This window comes from Pseudaquabacterium rugosum (assembly GCF_038066575.1).
In the GTDB taxonomy this organism is placed as follows: Bacteria; Pseudomonadota; Gammaproteobacteria; order Burkholderiales; family Burkholderiaceae_C; genus Pseudaquabacterium; species Pseudaquabacterium rugosum.
This window is the reverse complement of the sequence record NZ_JBBUTF010000009.1, coordinates 115163-133895: the sequence shown is the minus strand read 5'-3', so window position 1 is coordinate 133895 and position 18733 is coordinate 115163. Positions and strand designations below refer to the sequence as shown.

At 59.6% G+C, this 18733-nt stretch carries 9 protein-coding genes and 1 pseudogene; 4 read left to right on the top strand and 6 right to left on the bottom strand.

Features of this window, described 5'->3' with window-relative positions; translation table 11 throughout:
• Positions 1–54: 54 nt before the first annotated feature.
• A complete protein-coding gene (locus AACH11_RS11855) occupies positions 55–645 on the top strand; it encodes a hypothetical protein (RefSeq protein WP_341374440.1) in 591 nt (196 codons plus the stop codon).
• On the opposite strand, the gene AACH11_RS11850 is transcribed toward AACH11_RS11855, so the two are convergent.
• Both AACH11_RS11850 and AACH11_RS11845 read right to left on the bottom strand, forming a co-directional pair.
• Positions 646–1065, bottom strand: coding sequence for a hypothetical protein (locus AACH11_RS11850; protein ID WP_341374439.1), 420 nt, complete (start codon positions 1063–1065; stop codon positions 646–648). It lies immediately after the preceding gene.
• Positions 1066–1138: 73 nt separating this feature from the next.
• Positions 1139–1339 (bottom strand): hypothetical protein, encoded by a 201-nt coding sequence (locus AACH11_RS11845; RefSeq protein WP_341374438.1) that lies wholly within the window; start codon positions 1337–1339, stop codon positions 1139–1141.
• Positions 1340–2096: 757 nt separating this feature from the next.
• On the opposite strand from AACH11_RS11845, the gene AACH11_RS11840 reads away from it, so the two are divergent.
• From AACH11_RS11840 to AACH11_RS11830, 3 genes are read left to right on the top strand one after another with little or no spacing between them, the layout of a single operon-like run.
• Positions 2097–2330, top strand: a complete 234-nt coding sequence (locus tag AACH11_RS11840; RefSeq protein WP_341374437.1) for a ribbon-helix-helix domain-containing protein — start codon at positions 2097–2099, stop codon at positions 2328–2330.
• Complete coding sequence (locus AACH11_RS11835; RefSeq protein ID WP_341374436.1) at positions 2327–3424, top strand: DNA cytosine methyltransferase; 1098 nt, start codon at positions 2327–2329, stop codon at positions 3422–3424. Before AACH11_RS11840 ends, AACH11_RS11835 begins: the two co-directional genes overlap by 4 nt.
• A gap of 41 nt (positions 3425–3465) precedes the next feature.
• Positions 3466–6579 carry an N-6 DNA methylase gene (locus AACH11_RS11830; RefSeq protein ID WP_341374435.1) on the top strand — a complete coding sequence of 1038 codons (3114 nt, stop codon included), beginning with the start codon at positions 3466–3468 and terminating at the stop codon, positions 6577–6579.
• A 56-nt stretch (positions 6580–6635) separates the two neighbouring features.
• Here the strand turns inward: AACH11_RS11830 and AACH11_RS11825 are convergent, their stop codons facing one another.
• The 4 genes and pseudogenes from AACH11_RS11825 to AACH11_RS11810 all read right to left on the bottom strand — a co-directional run.
• A complete protein-coding gene (locus AACH11_RS11825) occupies positions 6636–8324 on the bottom strand; it encodes a nuclease-related domain-containing DEAD/DEAH box helicase (RefSeq protein WP_341374434.1) in 1689 nt (562 codons plus the stop codon).
• A gap of 1 nt (position 8325) precedes the next feature.
• On the bottom strand, positions 8326–14682 hold the full coding sequence (locus AACH11_RS11820; RefSeq protein WP_341374433.1) for a DEAD/DEAH box helicase: 6357 nt from the start codon (positions 14680–14682) through the stop codon (positions 8326–8328).
• The gene (locus AACH11_RS11815; protein WP_341374432.1) at positions 14640–17684 is read right to left on the bottom strand and encodes a hypothetical protein; all 3045 of its coding nucleotides are present in this window, start codon (positions 17682–17684) and stop codon (positions 14640–14642) included. The genes AACH11_RS11820 and AACH11_RS11815 overlap by 43 nt, the downstream gene beginning before the upstream one ends.
• A gap of 294 nt (positions 17685–17978) precedes the next feature.
• A pseudogene (locus AACH11_RS11810) lies at positions 17979–18470 on the bottom strand (transposase); the annotation flags it as partial.
• Positions 18471–18733: the final 263 nt, after the last annotated feature.

Genomic DNA, 18733 nt, shown 5'->3' with positions numbered 1-18733 from the left:
GCGGCACGGGCTGTTGGCACAGTTCGCCACATCCACCTTGAGAACGACATGATCATGCGCACGTACCAAACCGCCACCACGCTGGCCCTGCTGCTGCTGAGCGCCGTGGGCGCCAGCGCGGCCACCGGCCCCACGGCACAGCTCGTCAGCCAGAGCCTGACGCCGAGCTCACTCTCGATCCCCGGCAGCGGCTTCTCGTCAGCCCAGACCTTTCTGGCCAACCTCACCGTCAGTGCCCCTGTGGTTGCCGGTGAGGCCGTGACCCTCACCCAGGTCATCGTGAGCCTGTACGAGGACGACGTCTCCTTCGACGACCTGATCGGCCAGTACGTGTTCTCCAGCGGTTTGCCGACGCTCACCGCGACGCAGAGCACGCAGTCCTTCAGCCTGCCGATCACGGTCTCTGCCTCGGCACTGAACAGCCAGTGCGGCGGGGGATGCAGCAGCTTCTTCGGCAGCCTGGCCGAGGGCGGCGGCCTGGAGTTCTATGCCCAGACCACCCTGCAATCCACGGTGACGGCCATCAGCAGCGTGCCGGAGCCCGATGCCGGCTGGATGCTGGCCAGCGGCGTGTCACTGCTGGCCCTGGCGCTGCGCCGCCAACGGGGGGCCACTTCCCGGGCCAACGGCCATCCTGAGGCTTGATCAGGCCGGCACGCCGCGCAGGCCATCGGCCCAGCGGCGTTTGACCTGCACGGCCGCGGCCAGCAGCACGAGCAGACCCAGCGTGGCCTCCGACCCGATGGTGATGTTGGTGGCGAGCGTGTGCTCCGAGCACAGCGCCAGCGTGTAGTGCGCCAGGCCGGCCAGCCCCAGGCCGCCATACACGCCGATGGCCGACAGACCGAAGGTCTTGAGCCGGGCGATGACGGCGACGATGCCCACCGCACCGACACCCGTCACCGCCAGCCAGGCCAGATACACCTGACCGCGCGTCAGCCAGGCGGGCATGCCGGGATAGAACGCGATGTACTCGGCGTTGTGCGCGAAATGGGCGAGGCTGGCGACGAAGTACGCGAGAACCAGCCACCAGAACGGCGCCGGCAGGGACGGTGAACGGGGCATGGTGCTGTCGCGGGCGATGCCCGGCCGGCAAGGCTGGCCTTCCGGCCCAGGTGACGCCGATCCGGCGGATGGCTTACTTGCGGGCGCCATCCGCCTCCTTGCGATAGACGTCATGCGACATGCCGGCATCCTGCATGCAGCGGTCACGGGCCGCGGCATCGGCCTGCTTCATGCACGTGTTGCGCTGGGCATTGCGGCCGCTGGCATAGAGCTGATCCGACGAACAGCCGGCCAGCAGCAGGACGAGGACGGTGGCGAGACAGGTGTGGCGCATGGGCGTGGACCGGGCGGGCTAAGGGAATCACCGGAGTGTGCCGCAGGCGGACCCGACGCAGCGCATGAAACGGGCCGCCAGGCTAGCTTGTGGATCGGCGGGCGGGCGGACGGTGGTCGGGCGCCTGCTTCGAGGGAGCCGGAACATCGGTCCGCCACGAGCCGCGTACGGCAGCGCAGGCACGGGCCGCTAACGTCCTGATTCCCTACAGCCGGTCACCAGTGACCAGCCGACGGCCCTGCTCACCGATGCCGAATCAGCAAGACTAGCTCCGGCGGTAGAGCTAGCCAGAAGCGCGAGACCGGCTTTAGCCCGCCCCCGCCCCCGCCGACCAGCACCGGAGCTATCAGCGCCTCGCCCAGCGAGGGCAACTTCGACGTCCTCGATGCTGAAGCCTTCAACGCCACCATCCGGACGCACGGGTCGATCGAGAACACCTGCCACTGGGTGCTGTACGTGAACTACCGGAAAGATGAGTGTCTGATCCTGCGCGCCTACGGCCCACACAACATGGTCAGGCTGCGGCGCACCGCGCAGAACCATATCGAGCTGGACATCGAAAGGGTAGCCGGAAGACCGGGCGCATGGGCCGGTGTAGGGCTTCTTCGACTTGGCGCCGTGCTCAGAGTGGCAACCGCATGATCCTGTTGCGGGCTAATGCAATTGCCCTTCACGCCAAGCCCAGTGGAAGGCAATCTGCAGCATTCACCACTGTGGTGTAAAATGGTGAATTCGCTCTTCAGTTCGGGGAATAGCCATGCGGACTCAATCAAAACGCCATGACAGCGGCGCGCATGAGCGCACGGTTCGCGCCTCCATCAGCTTCCCGGAGGATCAGTACCACGTCCTGGAAAGGATCGCGGCAGAGAACAAAGTCTCTCTTGCTTGGGTCGTACGGGATGCGATCGATGGCTACTTGAAGGCCAAATGGCCCCTTCTCCCGCAAGGCACCGATGCCGAAGATGCGCAGCAGAGAAGTGACACAGCGTGAAAAAAACATTTGAACAAGCCGGTACAGAGATCAGAGTGCTTTCTCTGTTCTCGGGCTGCGGCGGCATGGACTTCGGCGTGGAAGCAGCTGGCGGCCACGTTGTCTTTTCGAACGACATCCTGGCAGACGCCTGCAAGACGCTGGAGAAGTATTTCCCTGGGGCGGACATCCGCCATGCGGACATCTCAGGAATTCAGGCGTTCCCAGGTGCCGATGTCGTCGTTGGTGGCTATCCGTGCCAATCCTTTTCCATGGCTGGCAACCGAGATCCTGAAAAGGATGCGAGGACCAACCTATACAAGCAGTTCCTTCGCGTCGTCAACATCGTTCGGCCCAAATACTTCGTCGCGGAGAATGTGTCTGGCCTCAAAGCCTTGAGCAGCGGGACTTTCCTGAAGGAACAGCTCGAAGCCTACGGCAAGGCCGGCTACAACGTCACATATAAGCTGCTGAACGCTAAGGACTACGGCGTGCCGCAGTCGCGCAAACGGCTATTCATCGTCGGCGTGCGCAAAGACCTGAACCAGGTTTTTGAGTTCCCAAAGGAAACCCATGGCAAAACGACCAAGGCGTCGGGCCCTCTCCTGCCGTACGCCTCACATGGCGATGCCATCAAGGGTCTTCCGCTGTGGCCGGAAGGCGAGTTCTACGAGCGCCCGCATGATCCCGATGGTCACTTCTCCTGGTACTACATGTCCAGGAACCGCAAGGCTAAATGGGCTGACCCGGCTTTCACGGTCGTAGCCAACTGGAGGCACATCACACTGCATCCCGCCAGTCCGGTAATGACCCTGACCTGGTCGAACCTCGCCGATGGGTGGAAACAACGCTGGGACTTTTCCGATCAGTACGAGCACCTGGAAGCTGACCCGAAGCGCAAGAAGCTTGAAACACCGCGCCGACTGTCCTGGCGCGAATGCGCGCGCATCCAAACCTTTGACGCCAAATTCATACCAGTTGGCGAAACCGATTCGAAGTTCACCCAGATCGGAAATGCCGTTCCGCCCAAGCTTGCGCAGGCCATATTCACCCACCTGTTCTCTGGTGCAGGCCTGGTCTCTCTTGACTCTCAAGCTACCCGCAAGGTGGTATAGACCGATATGCACCTGCCCGGTGAGTCTGCCCAAGGAATGCTGTGAGCACCGCGACTACAACCTCACTCGTTAACGCTGTCATTTCTGCGGCGGAGATTTCCAAGAACGAAGCGCAGCTCCGACACGAGCTGGAGAATGCGCTTGAGCAGGCTTGCGCGGAGTTGTCTATTCCTTGGACGCCATTCCAGCTTGAACGGGCCCTCAAAGCCAAGGGTAAGCCTACGAAATTTGCCGACGTGGCGCACGGCGCCGTTGTCATCGAGTACGAACCACCAAAGTCGTTTCGCGGACTTGCTGGCGCAAAAGCAGCCCACGCGCGCCAGCAAGCTGAAGAATACGCAGAACTGATCTCAGCCGAAGAAGGACGTGCACTACAAGAATACGTTCTGATCGCATGGGATGGTTCGCACATCACTTTCGGAAATTTCAATGGCACTTCAGCCAATTGGGAAGATGTCGTTGCATTCGACAGGATTTCGGCTGACCGCCTACTATCCGCACTGGAAAGCAACGGCCGCCCGCTCGTCCACCCTCAGCTCCTGCAAGCATTGGTAGGCCCGGACTCCGAGTACGGCACAGCGCTGATCCCGGAGCTCTACACCAGTATCTGCAAGGCGGACTCGTCGGCCGTCACAACGAAAACCAAGATGTTGTTTGCGGAGTGGCGCAGGCTTTTCAGTCAAGTCGTGGGGTTTCAACCCTCGCACATGAAAAAGCTGCTCGCACGGCAAGAAATATCACACGACCAGCCGTACCAGGAAAACCCTGCGGCCTACCTGTTCGCTCTCAACACATACATTGCGATTATCGCAAAGGTGGTCGCTGCCTGCGCGCTTCCCAGGGCCAGCCAGGACGTGCTGCAACCGGACGTGCCGGTGGCGGAGCGGCTACGTGCGGTGGAGACAGGCGAACTGTTCGAGCATGCTGGCATACTAAACATGCTGAGCGGTGACTTTTTCTCTTGGTACCTCGATGACAGCGACTGGCCCCGCTACCAAGGTGCACTTGGCGCCATGCTTGGTAGGCTGAGCGGTGTCGACTTCGCCGTATCCAAGAAGCACGCAGACACGACACGTGACCTATTTAAGGGCATCTATGAGCGGTTCATTCCTCGGGAAGTTAGACATGCCCTTGGCGAGTTCTACACGCCGGACTGGCTGGCTGAACACGGCATGGACTTGCTCGAATGGCAGCCTTCTGACTCGCTGACCGATCCCACGTGTGGGTCGGGCACCTTCTTGCTGGAAGCGATCCGCCGCCGGCGTAAGGCCAACAGCGGCGCTACAGCTCAAGCGCTGCTAGCTGGCATCCATGGCATCGACCTCAACCCACTCGCAGTGCTTGCGGCGAAAGGGTCTCTTGCCGTTTTCCTATCACCACACCTGGATCCAGCACACCCCATTCGGCTTCCGGTGTATTTGGCGGATGCGGTACACCCGGCAGCCGTCGATCTTTTCTCCAACTACAGCCACGTCCTGCACACAGAAGTCGGCCCCAAGGAGTTTTCCGTTCCTGAACGGATGATTGAGCACCCGGACTTCTTCCGCATCTTCGCGAAAGTACGGATGCTGATCGATGCGAACTATCCTGCGGCGAAGATCTGCGGCGCAATCCTCGCCGACTTGAAAAGCATGGGACTTGATCCATCCGATGTCTCCATCGTCAGCACGACGGTTAGCAACTTGGTCGAACTCCATGACCAAGGATGGAATGGCATCTGGTGCTCGATCCTGGCCGACCGTTTTGCGGCTGGCGCGATCCCACCGTCCTCCCACATCTGCGGCAACCCACCATGGGTCAAATGGAGCAACCTTCCGAAGGACTATGCCCAGTCAATCCAAACTCATTGCCGGGGGCTCGGTGTATTTAGCACCGACAAATGGGTAGGTGGCATCGAGTCTGACATCTCGACTGTGATCACCTACCAAGCTGTAAAGCACTACCTCGGGAGGGACGGGCGCTTGGGCTTCTTCCTACCTGGATCCGTGTTTACAACCGAATCTAGTGCGGGCTTCAGGCGCTTCTCGATTGACAGCGGCAGCTTGCAGTGCCGGGTACTGTTGGTTGAGGACTACCAAGACATCAAGCCGTTCGACGGCGTCAGCAACCACCCGACGTTCCTGATGCTCCAGCGAGACGCTGCAACTGCTTTCCCTGTTCCGTACCGCTCATGGACCGCAGACCCGGACAGCGGGGCCAACCAGCGGACATACGCTTCGGCTGAGCAGTTTCGCCATACCTCGAAACGTAATGATGGAACTGCAGTTCCAGTACCAGGCGGAGATGGAGCGCGTCCCTGGCTGGTCGGATCGGCGCAAGACCAAGCTGTATTCTCGAAAGTTTTTGCGGCAGGCGCAAAGCCTGAGTACAAGGCCCGCAAAGGCATCACAACCGACCGAAATGGCATCTTCTGGGTCCATGCCACTGGCGCAGTGGGAGCCGACCTAGTGGCAATACGGAACGCTTCAGACATTGGCAAGACGAAAGGAATTCCCCAGATCACGGCAACGGTTGAGTCGGAACACCTTTTCCCTCTCTTGCGCGGGCGTGGTGTCGCGCCGTTTAATGCTGTGCCTGAGACAGATCTCCGCATTCTCGTGCCGCAGCGAGGCATGCACGGCAACCCTGACCTGCCGACAGCAAGCCCCCACACGTTCAAGTTTCTGAACCGCTTCAAGAGCCACCTCGAACAGCGTTCTAGCCTGAAAAGATTTCAGAAGGGGCAGGAGTTTTACTCGCTCTGGAGCACCGGCCCTTATACGTTCGCTCCATTTAAGGTGCTTTGGCGCGAGATGGGCAACACCTTCGCCGCGGCGTACATCGGCAGCGCGCCAATCGAATACGCTGGCGAGAAGATCGTTGTGCCCGACCACAAGCTCTACTTCATTCCGGTCGAGTCAGAGCCCGAGGCGGCTTACCTGACAGGCTTCCTGAACGCCCCAACAATTGCAAAGGCAGTGTCTGCATACGCGGCACAGCTTAGCCTGGGCGCCAGCGTTGCGGAATACCTGAACATTCCAAAGTTCGACGAGACTAACGGGCAGATGGCTGCTATTGGCAACATCGCGCGGGATCTCACGAAGCGAGGAGGTGACGTCCAGCCGGCGGAATTTGAGCAGTTGGATGCGCGCGTCCGGGAACTGTTGTCGATCTAACAGAGCCGTGTATTCGAGCCTGCCCAAAGGCTGTCTCTCCCGTACAGCCAACTGGCTCAGGAAGTGAGCTCTGTTGTTGGAGGACGACCCGTTCGCTGCGTGTACCACTGAAGCGCCTCTTCCGAAGCCGCCATGATGACAAGGCGGCCGGTTGCCCTCGTACAAGCGACGTATAGGTCATCGGGGCTGAGTGCTGGGATCCGCGCAGGAACATCGGCATGCAGTAGCACTACGTTTTTTCCTTCCAGCCCTTTGAAAGATCGAATGGTGGAGAAGTAGACAAAGCCGGGCTTTCCTAGCAAGGCGATGTCTTCAGTCACCTCAAGGTTGTAGGCTCGCCTGACCAAGTCCAAGCAGGAGTTCTCCAGTTTGAACGGCGACAGGAAGATCGCCCCCCCCTCTGGGCTCAACTCATGCGCAGCGGACCACGCAGCGCCTGCGGCTGTTGTTCCCCATCCCTTCTTCACAAGCGGGGCAGCACCCAACGGGACGCCGGGCATATGCACGACGGAAAGCTCGCAGCAGCCATTGGTTGCTGCGTTCACAAGCTGGGTATTGCGGCAATTGTGATAGAGCCGAAATGTGACTTCAGCACCGATTGGCTCATGTTTGGTCGACTTGTAGACGTTCTGCTCCCAGTCGGCAAAAAATAGCCATTGGCCTGCCGGAGTGAGCATGTCCAGCAAAGCAAGTAAGCGAAGTTCTCCGAAGTCTTGGCCCTCGTCCACGATGATCGCTTCGTACTTGGACAGCAGCGGCAGTTCTGCCGCCACGTCTTGAACAAGCGAAGGAAGCTCTTCCGTGAAGAAACTCTCCCCGATCTTGCGGCCGTCAGGTACTTCGGCAAGTTGGTAGAAAAGTCGATCAACTGAAGTAATCGCTGTCGAAATCTCAGGATTGGTCAGCCTCAGGTGTTCGGCCAGGGCCTTGTTAAAGCAGACATACAGGGCCCGCTTTCCCTCTTCGAGTAGCGCATCCAGCTTCCATAGCGCGAGCAACGTCTTGCCAGATCCAGCAGGACCAACGATAGCGACCCGAGGCAGCTCAAAAGCTCCACGCAGAGCTGCAAACTGTTGCCTAGTCAGCTCATCGAGATCGACTGCATCCTCTTCGGCGTCAAGGGGCGCGTCGCGCGGCGCAATGCGGAAGGATGCATTCGAGAGGATCGCGGCTACTCTGCCCGCCATATCCGCCGTGAACTCGCTTGACTGCGCCTGGTGGAAACGCGCCTCAAGGGCGCCCCGTATCCTCCGTTCCAAGCGGTGCATGTCTTGCGAGGGCACTATCGTGCTGGGGTCGTAGAGCGCGGAAGGCCCCTCAACCCGGCCGTTCGGATATGCAACAAGGAAAGCAAACGCGCCAGGGAAGCGTTGCCGAGGCAAGCGGTCGCAAACGGCCTTTGCTAGCGTATGCATATTCCTGCAAGCCTGCTCGGGCGGAGGTTCATCGATCGCTACTTCGGCCTTTACATGCCCCGTACGCCGATCGGTTTCTTGTCGGTACCAAATTCCGTTGTCGCCGACCCGGACCGAGCGGGAACCCTTCACTTCAAGCACGGCCATTCCAAGTCCAGGTGCCAGCACGACGAAGTCGCACTGCCCGTCCCGCACCAGGCCTTGTTCGTTTTGCAATGCCCAAGCTACATTGCACACCACCATCCAGTCCAGGGGCAGTTGGTCCGCCAGCTGACGGCGCACCTCTCGCTCCCAACGGTCCATACTGTTCTGTCCAAGAATCTTCGGCATGTCAGGAGCTCCCATCGCCCGAGCGAAATGCAATCAGCGGGAGGGTGGGGCAAGATCGGCGGTCGAGGTAAGTAGCCCCAATCACTTTGACCCGCAAGCCAGCTCCTGCGAAGTTAGAAATGTTCACCTTGGCCAGCTGGCCGTTGACGTGTGCGAGCCACACTCCCGGCTGAGCAGCCCAACCATCGCCGCCGGCTACTTTTGTCCAGTTCCACCCTTCGTGAGCTAAGACGCCGCCTTCTTGTAACCCGATCAACTCCTGCATCCACGATTCTTTTGGTATCGGTGGCGACCCACCGCTCGCTCCCAAACCATCCGTACTAATATCGAGTTTTGGGAAGAGATCCAGGTTGCCGCGTACCCATGCCATCCTGCGCGATAAGTTGAATGAATCGACTAAGCAGATCGCCGTTGCACCGATGTTTTGGGCCCATTCAGTGAGGTCCGGACCGACCGGTCCTGAGCTAGTCACAGAAGCGGCCCAAAGCGGATGACTCACCAAATAAAAGACCATTGATTCCCGACCAGCTATGCCTCTCTGCGCTAACCAACCGTGTGCGCCCATAGGGCCACGCTGTCGGGCTAGGGGCTCCTTCTCATAAGCCGCGCAATAGGTGTCAGCCAGTTCCGATGCAACGGCCTCCCAACTGCGCAAGCCTACGCTCCATTCCTCGAAGAACTGATCCCGTCCAGGCAGAAATGCAGAGTCATGCATGACGCGCAAGAGCTCAAGCCCCAGTCGCCAATCGATTAGCCCATGAAGCTGACGGTTTCGAAAACCGCGCAGTAGTAGGTCGGGCGAACGCCAAACCTGTTCGCCCTGCGTTGCGCGCCGACACTCTTCCCGGATCATTGAGCCGAGTCGTGCGTACTTGCCGGAACCTTCTATACAACCGGCCAGCAAGTCCACCCAGTTGCGGCTGGCCCAGTCGACAAGTCCAGCACCATTGGGGTGATCGTCCGCAAGGTATAGCTCGGCACCAGACACGTTGCTGTCCTCCAAGTACCTGTGGACAGACGCAATCTCTATATCAAGCGAATCAACATCAAGTTCTAGTGCTATCGCGCGCTGCAAGATGGTCGCGGCGGAATACCAAGCCGCCCGCCTTGCACAAACCTCTTTGGAGTGGTCAAAGAAAGTTAAGCCGCTGCCATCGAGAAGCCTGACGCTCAAAACATCCGTCGTCTTCGGAGACGCGATGCATGCGGAGATTTCCGCCTCATCGGGCGATGCCTTCCAGATTTCGCCGTCCAACCATTGTTGCCCCCTCTGCTGGCGAAGCGAAATAGCCCGGTTGAAACCGAACGGTTTCCCACTCGGAGCCTGGGCGATCCGGTAGACCTGCCCTTGATGATCCAAGGCCAGGAAAGCCCGCCCCAGCTGCCGTTGCGCCATAGCGCGCAGCGAAGGCGATGCAACAAAAGACCTTGGTCCGCCATTGCGTGTCGATTCTGTCGATATCACTGGCTTCTCGATATTGAGATCAGTCAAAAAGCCATTCGGAACAACCGCCAAGGACAGGTCGGCAACAGCACCGCATCGAGGGCAAAGTTGAGACGGCGGATTCCTGATCCAGGACTCGTCCCATCCATCAATAGCCTGAGTGGGCCGCAATGTACGGGGATCGGCACGGTAAATGGTGAAGTTCCTGCAGCTCTGGCAGAAAAGCTGCCAAGTCGCACTCCCGATTGGCCGATCAATGGCTTCCCACTTGTAGCTACGGTGATGGGAAATCGATCCCACGAGGCCTATTGGCGAAAGCAGCCGCTTGTCCCAGACACGTTCCGAGCCTGGCGCAAAGTCAGTGATGGCATGGTCCAGTGTCCGGTCAAGCACTTTCGGCTCCCTCGATTGGCCCGATGGCTCTGGAGGAAGGTGGAAGTACAGATTTCGCACGGACGTCGGCATCCCATACATCGGCAGTACACCCGCTTCAGCAAGGGCCGTAGCAAGCCCTTGGCTCGGATCAGACGCTGAACTTGCAACTTTCTCTAGACGCACCGCCAGACCCTGGACGTCGATGGCAAGCCGTTTAGGGTCGATTTCCGTGCCTCTTGAGACTACATCGGCTACACCTTCAATCTCTGCGCTCTTCTCCAGGAACCACTGCTCGACCGCTGCCCTGCGCGGACCGAAATACTCCCGGACGAGGCCCATCTCGCCATGCGTATCTACCGGCCTGCCCGAGTCGTGCCACATACAGCCGGCAGACCGGAATGCCCTACGAAGAACTTCTTTGGCTACCAGACGTTCAGCGAGTAGCCGTTGGTCCTCAGTTGCCGACACCGTTGGCTGCGGGGGAATACCGCCTGTCATCTCATCAGGATGGTCGAAGTGGATACGGTCGTGTGTCTGACCGCGACAGTAGGTCAGGACTACTGAAAACGCCTGCCCCTTACGGCCGGCCCGACCTGCGCGCTGCTGGTAGTTGAAGCGCTCGGGAGGCATGTTGGCTTGGAACACGGACTGAAGCGCACCGATGTCCACACCGACCTCCATCGTTGTTGTGACAGACAGCAGGTCGATCGTGTCTACTTTGGGCACTACATCCCGTCGCACGACATCCTCGAGACATTCGTCAGGAAAGAAAACGTCGCGAAAATGCCGTTGGCGCTGAGCCTGGTCGCTTGTCTGCCCCGTAAGCTCCTCAGCGTGGATACGAAATCCCGACCCCCCATCGGCCGCAAGGTAGGCGTAGTAGTGGTCTTGCTCGATCTCTGCCGCCGAGCGCAGACCATTCGGAGACAAAGGCAAATGCCCCGTACAACGGGAGCAAATGCCACCCGATGGCTGCCAATGGACTTGCCCGCAACGCTCGCACACCCACGGTCGGGAATCGCGCGCGGCGACTTTTACCCAAAGGGAAGAAAGTTCCACAACCCCCCAAGCGTCTTCGGTTCCGTGCCCAACTCGGGCCAAAGCACCACGCACGCTGTCCCGAAGGCCTTCCCAGCCAATGCCGAGCCGAGTGGCACAAGCATGCAAATAGTTTCCGATACGCGCCTTGTCGGCACCCTCTCTGCGGTCCCGCCGTGGGTGATCTCGAGACCACGCCTCTGGCGGCCAATCCCTTTGTGATGGATTCGTTCGCCTCTGTTCAGTAAGTATGCGGATAACGCTCTCGCAGATCCCTCGGAAGACCGGTTCGTCAATGTTCGAGGGTTGAAGCGTCCCCGCAGACGGCGGCAAGCAAAGGTGACCGACGCCCTGCGCTTCGAGGTCATAAAGCAATCGCCCAGAAATAGCACGCCAAGACTGCCGGCGCAGTGCGTCGCCAAACTGCTCCAGCCTGTCGGCCTTCTCTTGCGGAAACCCAGTCGACGAAAGCCTAGGTCCACCTGGATACTCGAAATCGAAGAAAGAGGTCCAATCCTCCCTCTCACCGACGCGCTTTGAATCGATTCCCGGGCCCGCAGGATTGACCCCAAGACCCGCAAAGTAACTCCAAAGAGGAGGAAGCGCCAACTTGGCTGGATTGGGCCGAGAAAGAAACTCGTCGAAGCGAACAAACCCAGGCACCCAGTTCATCAGGCGGCCAACGTTCGATTTTGCTTCTTCGCTAGCGAACTCAGGCTCATCTCGCACGGACTTGGCGTCTCGCCAGAATTCAGCCAAAGCTTGGAACTGGGCCGGAGGCAACAATTCTTTACGCTCGCGCAAGATGGCTTGCCCTTGGGCCACATTGCCAGCCTCCAAGCAATCGAGGAGCTGCCGCTTGATTGGTTCGACGCCTCCGGTGGCCCTCTCACGGATCTCGCGCAGCACAGCGACTCGCAGCAGATGTTCCCACTGTTCGGCCTCGACCCCGTTTGCCAACCTGGCGGCAGACTGCCGGCTGTCAGAAAACGCGACGAGCTTTCGGCCGGCACCTTCCGGCATGACTCCCATGAGGTGCTTCGTCAGCAACAGGGATGTCTGGGTCAGGCCAGTTGCGAATGACCGGATCGGGGCTGGCCGCCCGCCCTTGCGTGCTGAGTAATCGATCTTGCACGAGGGGCAGCGTTGCGGCATCGCGGGCAACAGATCGCCAAATGCTTCCAGACAGAACCAAAGGCACGGTATGCCATCGCCTACAGGTTCCTTGCCCACCTCGACAATGCCTGTCACAGGGTCGATAGAGGCACGCTGCCACTCCGCCTGCGCGTCGTACACGGGCTTCCGATCGTTCTCACGACGCTCCTCTGATCCTTGTGTCCACTTGAGCTCTGATGCGTCAGAAACCCCCTCCCAATCGCCCGGCAACAAGTGGACCACGCCTAGCTTGTCATAGCGCTGTGCATCGGTCCTGGTCTGGGGCGTTGCTTCCGGCAAGCCTTCGATTGCCGGAGGCATGGGAGCCAATTCGTACCGGTCGACACTTCCGGGGATCGACGCAGAAGTTTTGTAGCCAGCAAGCAACTGCGTTCCGCAGCATTCACAGTACAACACCTCAAGCGCTCGGTTTCCGTCAACGTCCATGAGGGGCTCGGCAAGCAAGCGTCCAACCCTACGGCGACGGTCCTGACCGACATGCTTAGCAGTGGCCCATAGTCCGTCGATGTTCTTGACCATCCAATGGAACCGTACCCGAGGCAAAGGATGGGCGGGACTGATCGCCCTCACCGCTGCCAGCTGCGCTGCCTTACCCGCCGCTAGGAACAGCCCGCGGGCTGCATCGCCGGCATCGCTTGCCGCCATGTAGGGGAATAGGCCTTCCAGATGCCTGGAAAGCGATACTGCGCGATGGCGGCCACCTTCCTTGTTCCAGAAAGAGTCTGCAAGACGTTTCGCAGGAATAGCACCGCCTACGCTGGAGGAAAATTCCCGAGCTAGTAGATCAAGGAGCTTGGCACCATCAGCTTGCCTTGCAACGTCCAAGCAATCCTGCGCAAACGAAGCCGGTATTTCTACCGGGCCGTTGGGAGCGCCATTCACACTGGCACCTCCCTCCACATGGAATCTATCGCGCGCGTTCTCCTGGCCCATCCCGAAGAACTCGCCCAGAAACTTGTACGTGCTCTCGGCCTCGCCGTCCAACGAAGCACTGGAAGCGAGGATTTGAAGCTGGTTGCTACCCGGCTCCAAGCCAAGGCGTTCCAACAGCAACCGTAGCAAGTACCCGACTTCTGTGCCTGACGCGCCGCGGTAAAGATGGAGTTCGTCGAGGACGAGCTGGAAAACGTGGTTGTCCCGGTCTTCTGCGAGCCACTCGCGCGTGGTCTCGAAAACCTCAGCATCGGCGCGATCCCCTTCTATTTCAGGGCTAGCCTGGCGCATAAGCATGATGGAGAGCATGCTCACGTTGGTAATCAAAAGATCAGGGGGCGCCGCCTGCATCTCCCAGCGATGGAACATCTCGGCCGCGCTAGGCGACATCCGCGGCACAAACGACAACTGCGCCCTAAGGTCAGCAAGTTGTTGCTTGGTATCGCGGGTGTCGCCACAGGTAGCATCTAAGGACCGAAGGCGGTCCTGAGCAGCCCGTATCGCCATCGCCAGCTGTTGGTACTGGTCGATCGCTTGCTTCAACTCGGCCTTCAGCTCGTCGTGTTTAGGCCTATTCAGTTCTCGCTTGCCTTGGTCATCAAGCCGCCATGGATGTCCTGGCACGGGGGTAGTCCCGTTATAGCGGCCAAACCGGACGCGGTTAGCTCCCCAATGCCGATCGAGCGCAGCGTGCGCCTCATCGGAGTCCAAGGCGCGGCGCAAGCGGGACATCTGGTCCTCTACCAGAGCGTTCATTGGGTACAGAAGCAAGGCCCTGACAGCGGGCTTTCGCCGCTCGCCGCGCGCGGTCGCCCGACCGAAGTTCCACTGCGGAGCGCTCTTCCACTCGGAGGGCAACGCCGCCGGCGGCGCTGCTGCAGCCCAACCTCTAGACGGCCGGAGCGCTTCCCTCGCGATTGACGCGAACACCGGCAGTAGGAAGGACTCCGTCTTGCCAGAGCCCGTTCCTGTCACCACCACGCAATGCTTTCGTTGCATTGCAGCCTGGAGCATCCGTTGCTGGTGCACGTACAAATCCGCGCCAGTGGGCATGAGCCCAGCTTCTGCCAATGCGATGAATCCCTGCCGAGCCGCTTCATCCAAGCCGGGCAGGTCCCCTGCATCTAGGGCGCTGAGCGCCTTGGCATTTACGTATGACGGCAGTAGCTCAAGGTACGGCTCCTGGAATAGCACCCCCGAAGTGTTGAGAAGCTCTTTGCGATCGTCCTCAAACGAGGGTGAATCGGTGCGAAATGCAGATTGGATGTACCGCTTCAGATGACCCTTCAGCTGTTCCCACGAACCGATCGGATCTTCGCCTATAGTTTCTTGCACTCTTACCGTCCCTTTTAAGCATTTAATGTTTCTGGGCCACGGGCTGCGCTTACGCACGTGAATGGCTCCAACACGCATCCCAGCAGCGCAGCGACTTGCTGCGCAACCTCTGTAGGAACCCAGCAGTAGCGGAGCCAATGCCCCGGAACAAACTCCCGGTACACATGGCTGATAGCGCCCACGACGCGTCCGGCGTAGCTGTCGAAAACAGGCGCCCTGCCGTCGGCATCCCCGGCGGAAGAAAGGAAATGGATTACGGGGCCGTCACCCGAGCAAAGCGCGAGAGCCCTCTCAAGCACAGCAGGAGGACGCAGCCGCGCAGGCACCCACAAATCGCGTGTTACTGCGTCATAGTGGAGCGGCCACGGAAATGCGTCGTCTCGGCCATGCTTCTCCCTGAGCATTTCCGCAAAGGCCAACTGTGAGATCCAAACTCCCCAGCGCGAGTCGGGCACATGCGAATACCTCGAAGTTCCATCTGCTCGGCGCACGCCCAAGACGTAAAGCTGCATGGCTGTGGCCTGAGGATCATCGAAACGGAAAAGCTGAGCGCCGCACTCCCGATCGATAGACATGCGTGGCTCGGCAACCGGTATGAACCGAGCCGAATCCGCCTTCAGGCGATGTAGGTGCCCCAGCTCAGCGGAAACTGTGTCCGTACCCAGAGATTCCGCAGCCTCCCTGGCCTGCCTGAGCGTGCCCGCCCAAAGAACTACATCTCGTGCCGGACTCGGCGCAAACTGGAAGTCCATCGAGGAGCACTCAGCCTGGACGGAATACGCGTCAATTGCAGCCACGCGCAAGGCTGGTAGATGCCCTGCGATGGGATCCTCAGAAGTCACCATGAAATTTTCATTGGATTGCAACAATGCCCAATGGGCAAGCCGCAGGGTCCCCGCTACACCAAACAGCGGCAGGCCGTCTCGCATTGCAGGCAGCCCATAGATTGCGGGAGCAACGCCATGGATGCGAATGAAGTGCCCCTTACCATCAGTCTCGATTTCTAGGCAGCCTCGCGCTCGCAAGCTAGTCAGCAAGGAAATGGGATTGATATCTCCGGAGAGTTGTGAAATCTGGTCCCTCGCAGCGCCGTAATACATAGAGCCTCGCGCCGCCAACGTATCTAAAAACTGAGCTGCGCCCGACTCCGCAAAGGATCCTCCTGCCCACTCGGTTGTAGCTGGAACCTCTTGCATTTCTCCGCGGCTCCAACCATGACCGGCCTGGTCTTTGCACGCGTCGCCAATGCAAGCGCCAAGCAACCCCGCGAAGGTAGGCCTAGGGAAACCCAAGGGACTGAGTGAAAAGCTCCGAACCACTCCACGCCCCTCCCCATCCGGATCGGCCACTCGCAGACGGATGTTCGCCAATTCGGTCCTGCCCGCTACGAGCCTGATGGTGAAGCTGCTGCGATTCACGTCCAACACCTTGACCAAAAACCGCCGGGCTCCCGATTGCACTTCTTTGACAGGACGTGAAGGCACCTCCAAAAGCTGCAGTCCAGGAGCGTCAAGTTGCGCTTCAGGAGGGCCCTCGAATTCAACAGCCGGCAGGCCGTAGGAAGCAAACAAGCGTGTACCGCCACGCAGCAGCCGGCTGCCTCCAACAAACTGCAACCTGGCTGGCGGTACGTCAGCGACTTCGTGAGCATCAGCCAAATACTGCCGTTGCTCGGCAGTAAGCTTCTCTGCTCTATGGATGCAGGCCATCCGCCATCCACTTGGCAAGCCGCACACATCCATTGGCTCGAAAAAGATATGCTCCCGTTTAAGCCAGGAGTCGGTTCTGGTCCAATCGGACGGAGCGCAAACTAGATAGAAAGCGCCGTAAAGCGGAACATCGCGCTCGATGAGCTGCTGTCCGAAGCGCGGGTCAATCGAGTTCCATGCCATTACTCTACGGGGAGTCTGGCGGATTAGTTCGTTGCGGCACTGGTCGCCGTATGCGCAAGCGCTATCGTCGTCAAGCTTGACTTGCACGTCGAGCTGCTGCGACGCCGAAGCAAAAAGGGCTGCAAGCGATTGGCGGACGGAATTCTCCGAAACGTCCGTTATAAAGCTTGCACTAGCACGATGCAGGGAAGCAGCCAATCGCTGGCCTCCGATCTGGAAACTACAGCGGATGGCATCGACCACTGCCGGAAAGCTCCAACACACATCCCATCCGTTTGGCACTTCTTCAGAAGGAACAAGAACAAGTCTGACTGCAGCCTGAGTTTCGGTGGGCTCCTGAAAAAATGGCTCTGTACTGGGGTGATGTGTATCGGCGCGACTATCCTTCGGCCGGCTACCCCCCCACGATGCGAAGAGCTTCCGTACCAGCGCAGCAAGCGGCAGTTGGTACTCGGGCTTTGCCATAGCCGACCGCAGCGCCCTGGTCAGGAAAGGCAACTCGCAACCACGCTCGAGTATGGATACGAGCGTCGCATCTGTCAGGGTTTGGCCTGGCCGTAGCCTGGCATCCCAGAAAAGCCTTGACAGATTCCGTTCATCTTGGCGGCTGATCAGGCCCTGCGAACGCGGCATTCCGACAAACCGGTGTCCTCCCAGTACGCGGCAGTGGAAGTTGCCAAAGCGTCCATCACACTCCTTGGATGACCACGCTTCGAGGTCCTCCCACGTCCGGGACATCGCTTCAGTGACCTTGACCTCATTTTTGAAGGAGGGTCCCAGCATCCGCTGCACTGAAGCATAGAACCCGCCCTCAGTTGTCTCGTCCGACGCGGCTAGTACCCAGAGCGCAAGTATGGGAAGGTATGTTGGCGCACGAGCACCAGCGTATCTAGGACTTGAAGTTCCAGGGTCTCGGTAAAATTGGGTTTGCAGAGGACTCTTGCGCTGCTCGACCAATTTTTGTGCCGCTACCGAACAGTTGGAAAGGCTCGGCAGCCAAGGAGCACCGGATCCGACTGCACTGATCAGCCCTTCGGCGCCTCCGAGGTGCAAACCGAAAGAGTCCAGCTCCGCGCGCGTGGCACGGATCCACACTTCCTCGTGGGCGGAGGCCGGAGAAAAAAACTCTGCCAACAGCAGATCGTTCCAAGCAACGAATCGGGACATCAGGCAGTCGATTAATTTATAAAAATCAAAATTGGGTGATGGCTTGACCGCACGTCCCCTAGACTCCTGGCAATTTCCGCCCTAGCTCCCGACACCCAGCTTAGTGACATGTACGCTCCCGTTGTTGTTGCTTGGCTGTTTAGATAATTTTGCAGCATTGGGGCACTTCTCGAAACCCGTCCCAACGCGCTGAGACAGTCCAGCCCCGGTCATGACGGTCCCTACGCGCTCGCCGCAGCCGCCTGCGGCACCTCACCTGCCCGTCCACAACCCGCGAACCAGCCCTGCCGACCTTCACACCGCCCTCGCAGGCGGACTTCCGCTCTTGACTAGCCACGCCAGCCGCCGCGCTGTGTACGCCACGCACGCCAGCGTGATACTCAGTGCGTTGCGTGCCAGGTTCATCGCTTGCACGCACTTGCCGTCCTGCTTATGCGGCGCTGCAAAGACGTGCTCAACCCACGCCCGTGTCCGACTGACCGTCTTGTTGCGCTGTTTGAGCCTCACCTTGGCCGTTTGGCCCGGCCGGGCCCGCCGCGCGATGCCCTCGCACAGCCCATGCTGGAGCAGCACTTGGCGATAGGCTTCGCTGTCATAGCCCCGGTCTGCCAGCAGGCGGTCACGCGTGTTGGCCTTCTGCAGCATCTTCGACAACTGATGACCATCATCAGGGTTGGCTGTCGTGACCGCGATGCGTCGGATCAGCTCGTAGCGCGCGTCCACGTCGCCGTGCATCTTGTAGCCATAGTATGACTTGCAGTGCGTTTGCGTCCAACGTGCATCTTGTTCGGTGTGCGCTAGCCGCTTCTTGTTCTAGCCTGCAGGCTCTTCGCCCTTCTTCATCGTCTTGCGTTCCTGCGTGGTGGCATGTGTGATCGGCGCCTGCACGTTGCTAGCGTCGACGATCTGCCCACCTTGCGTTATGGAGGCGATGTAGCGTAGATCGGTGTGGGGCGTCGGCGTCAGGCGGGCGGCTTCAAGAAGTGCCCAGGCCGAAGAGCGCGTGACCTTAGCGGTGCTGCGTCACGTGGCAGCGTCTGTGGCAGATC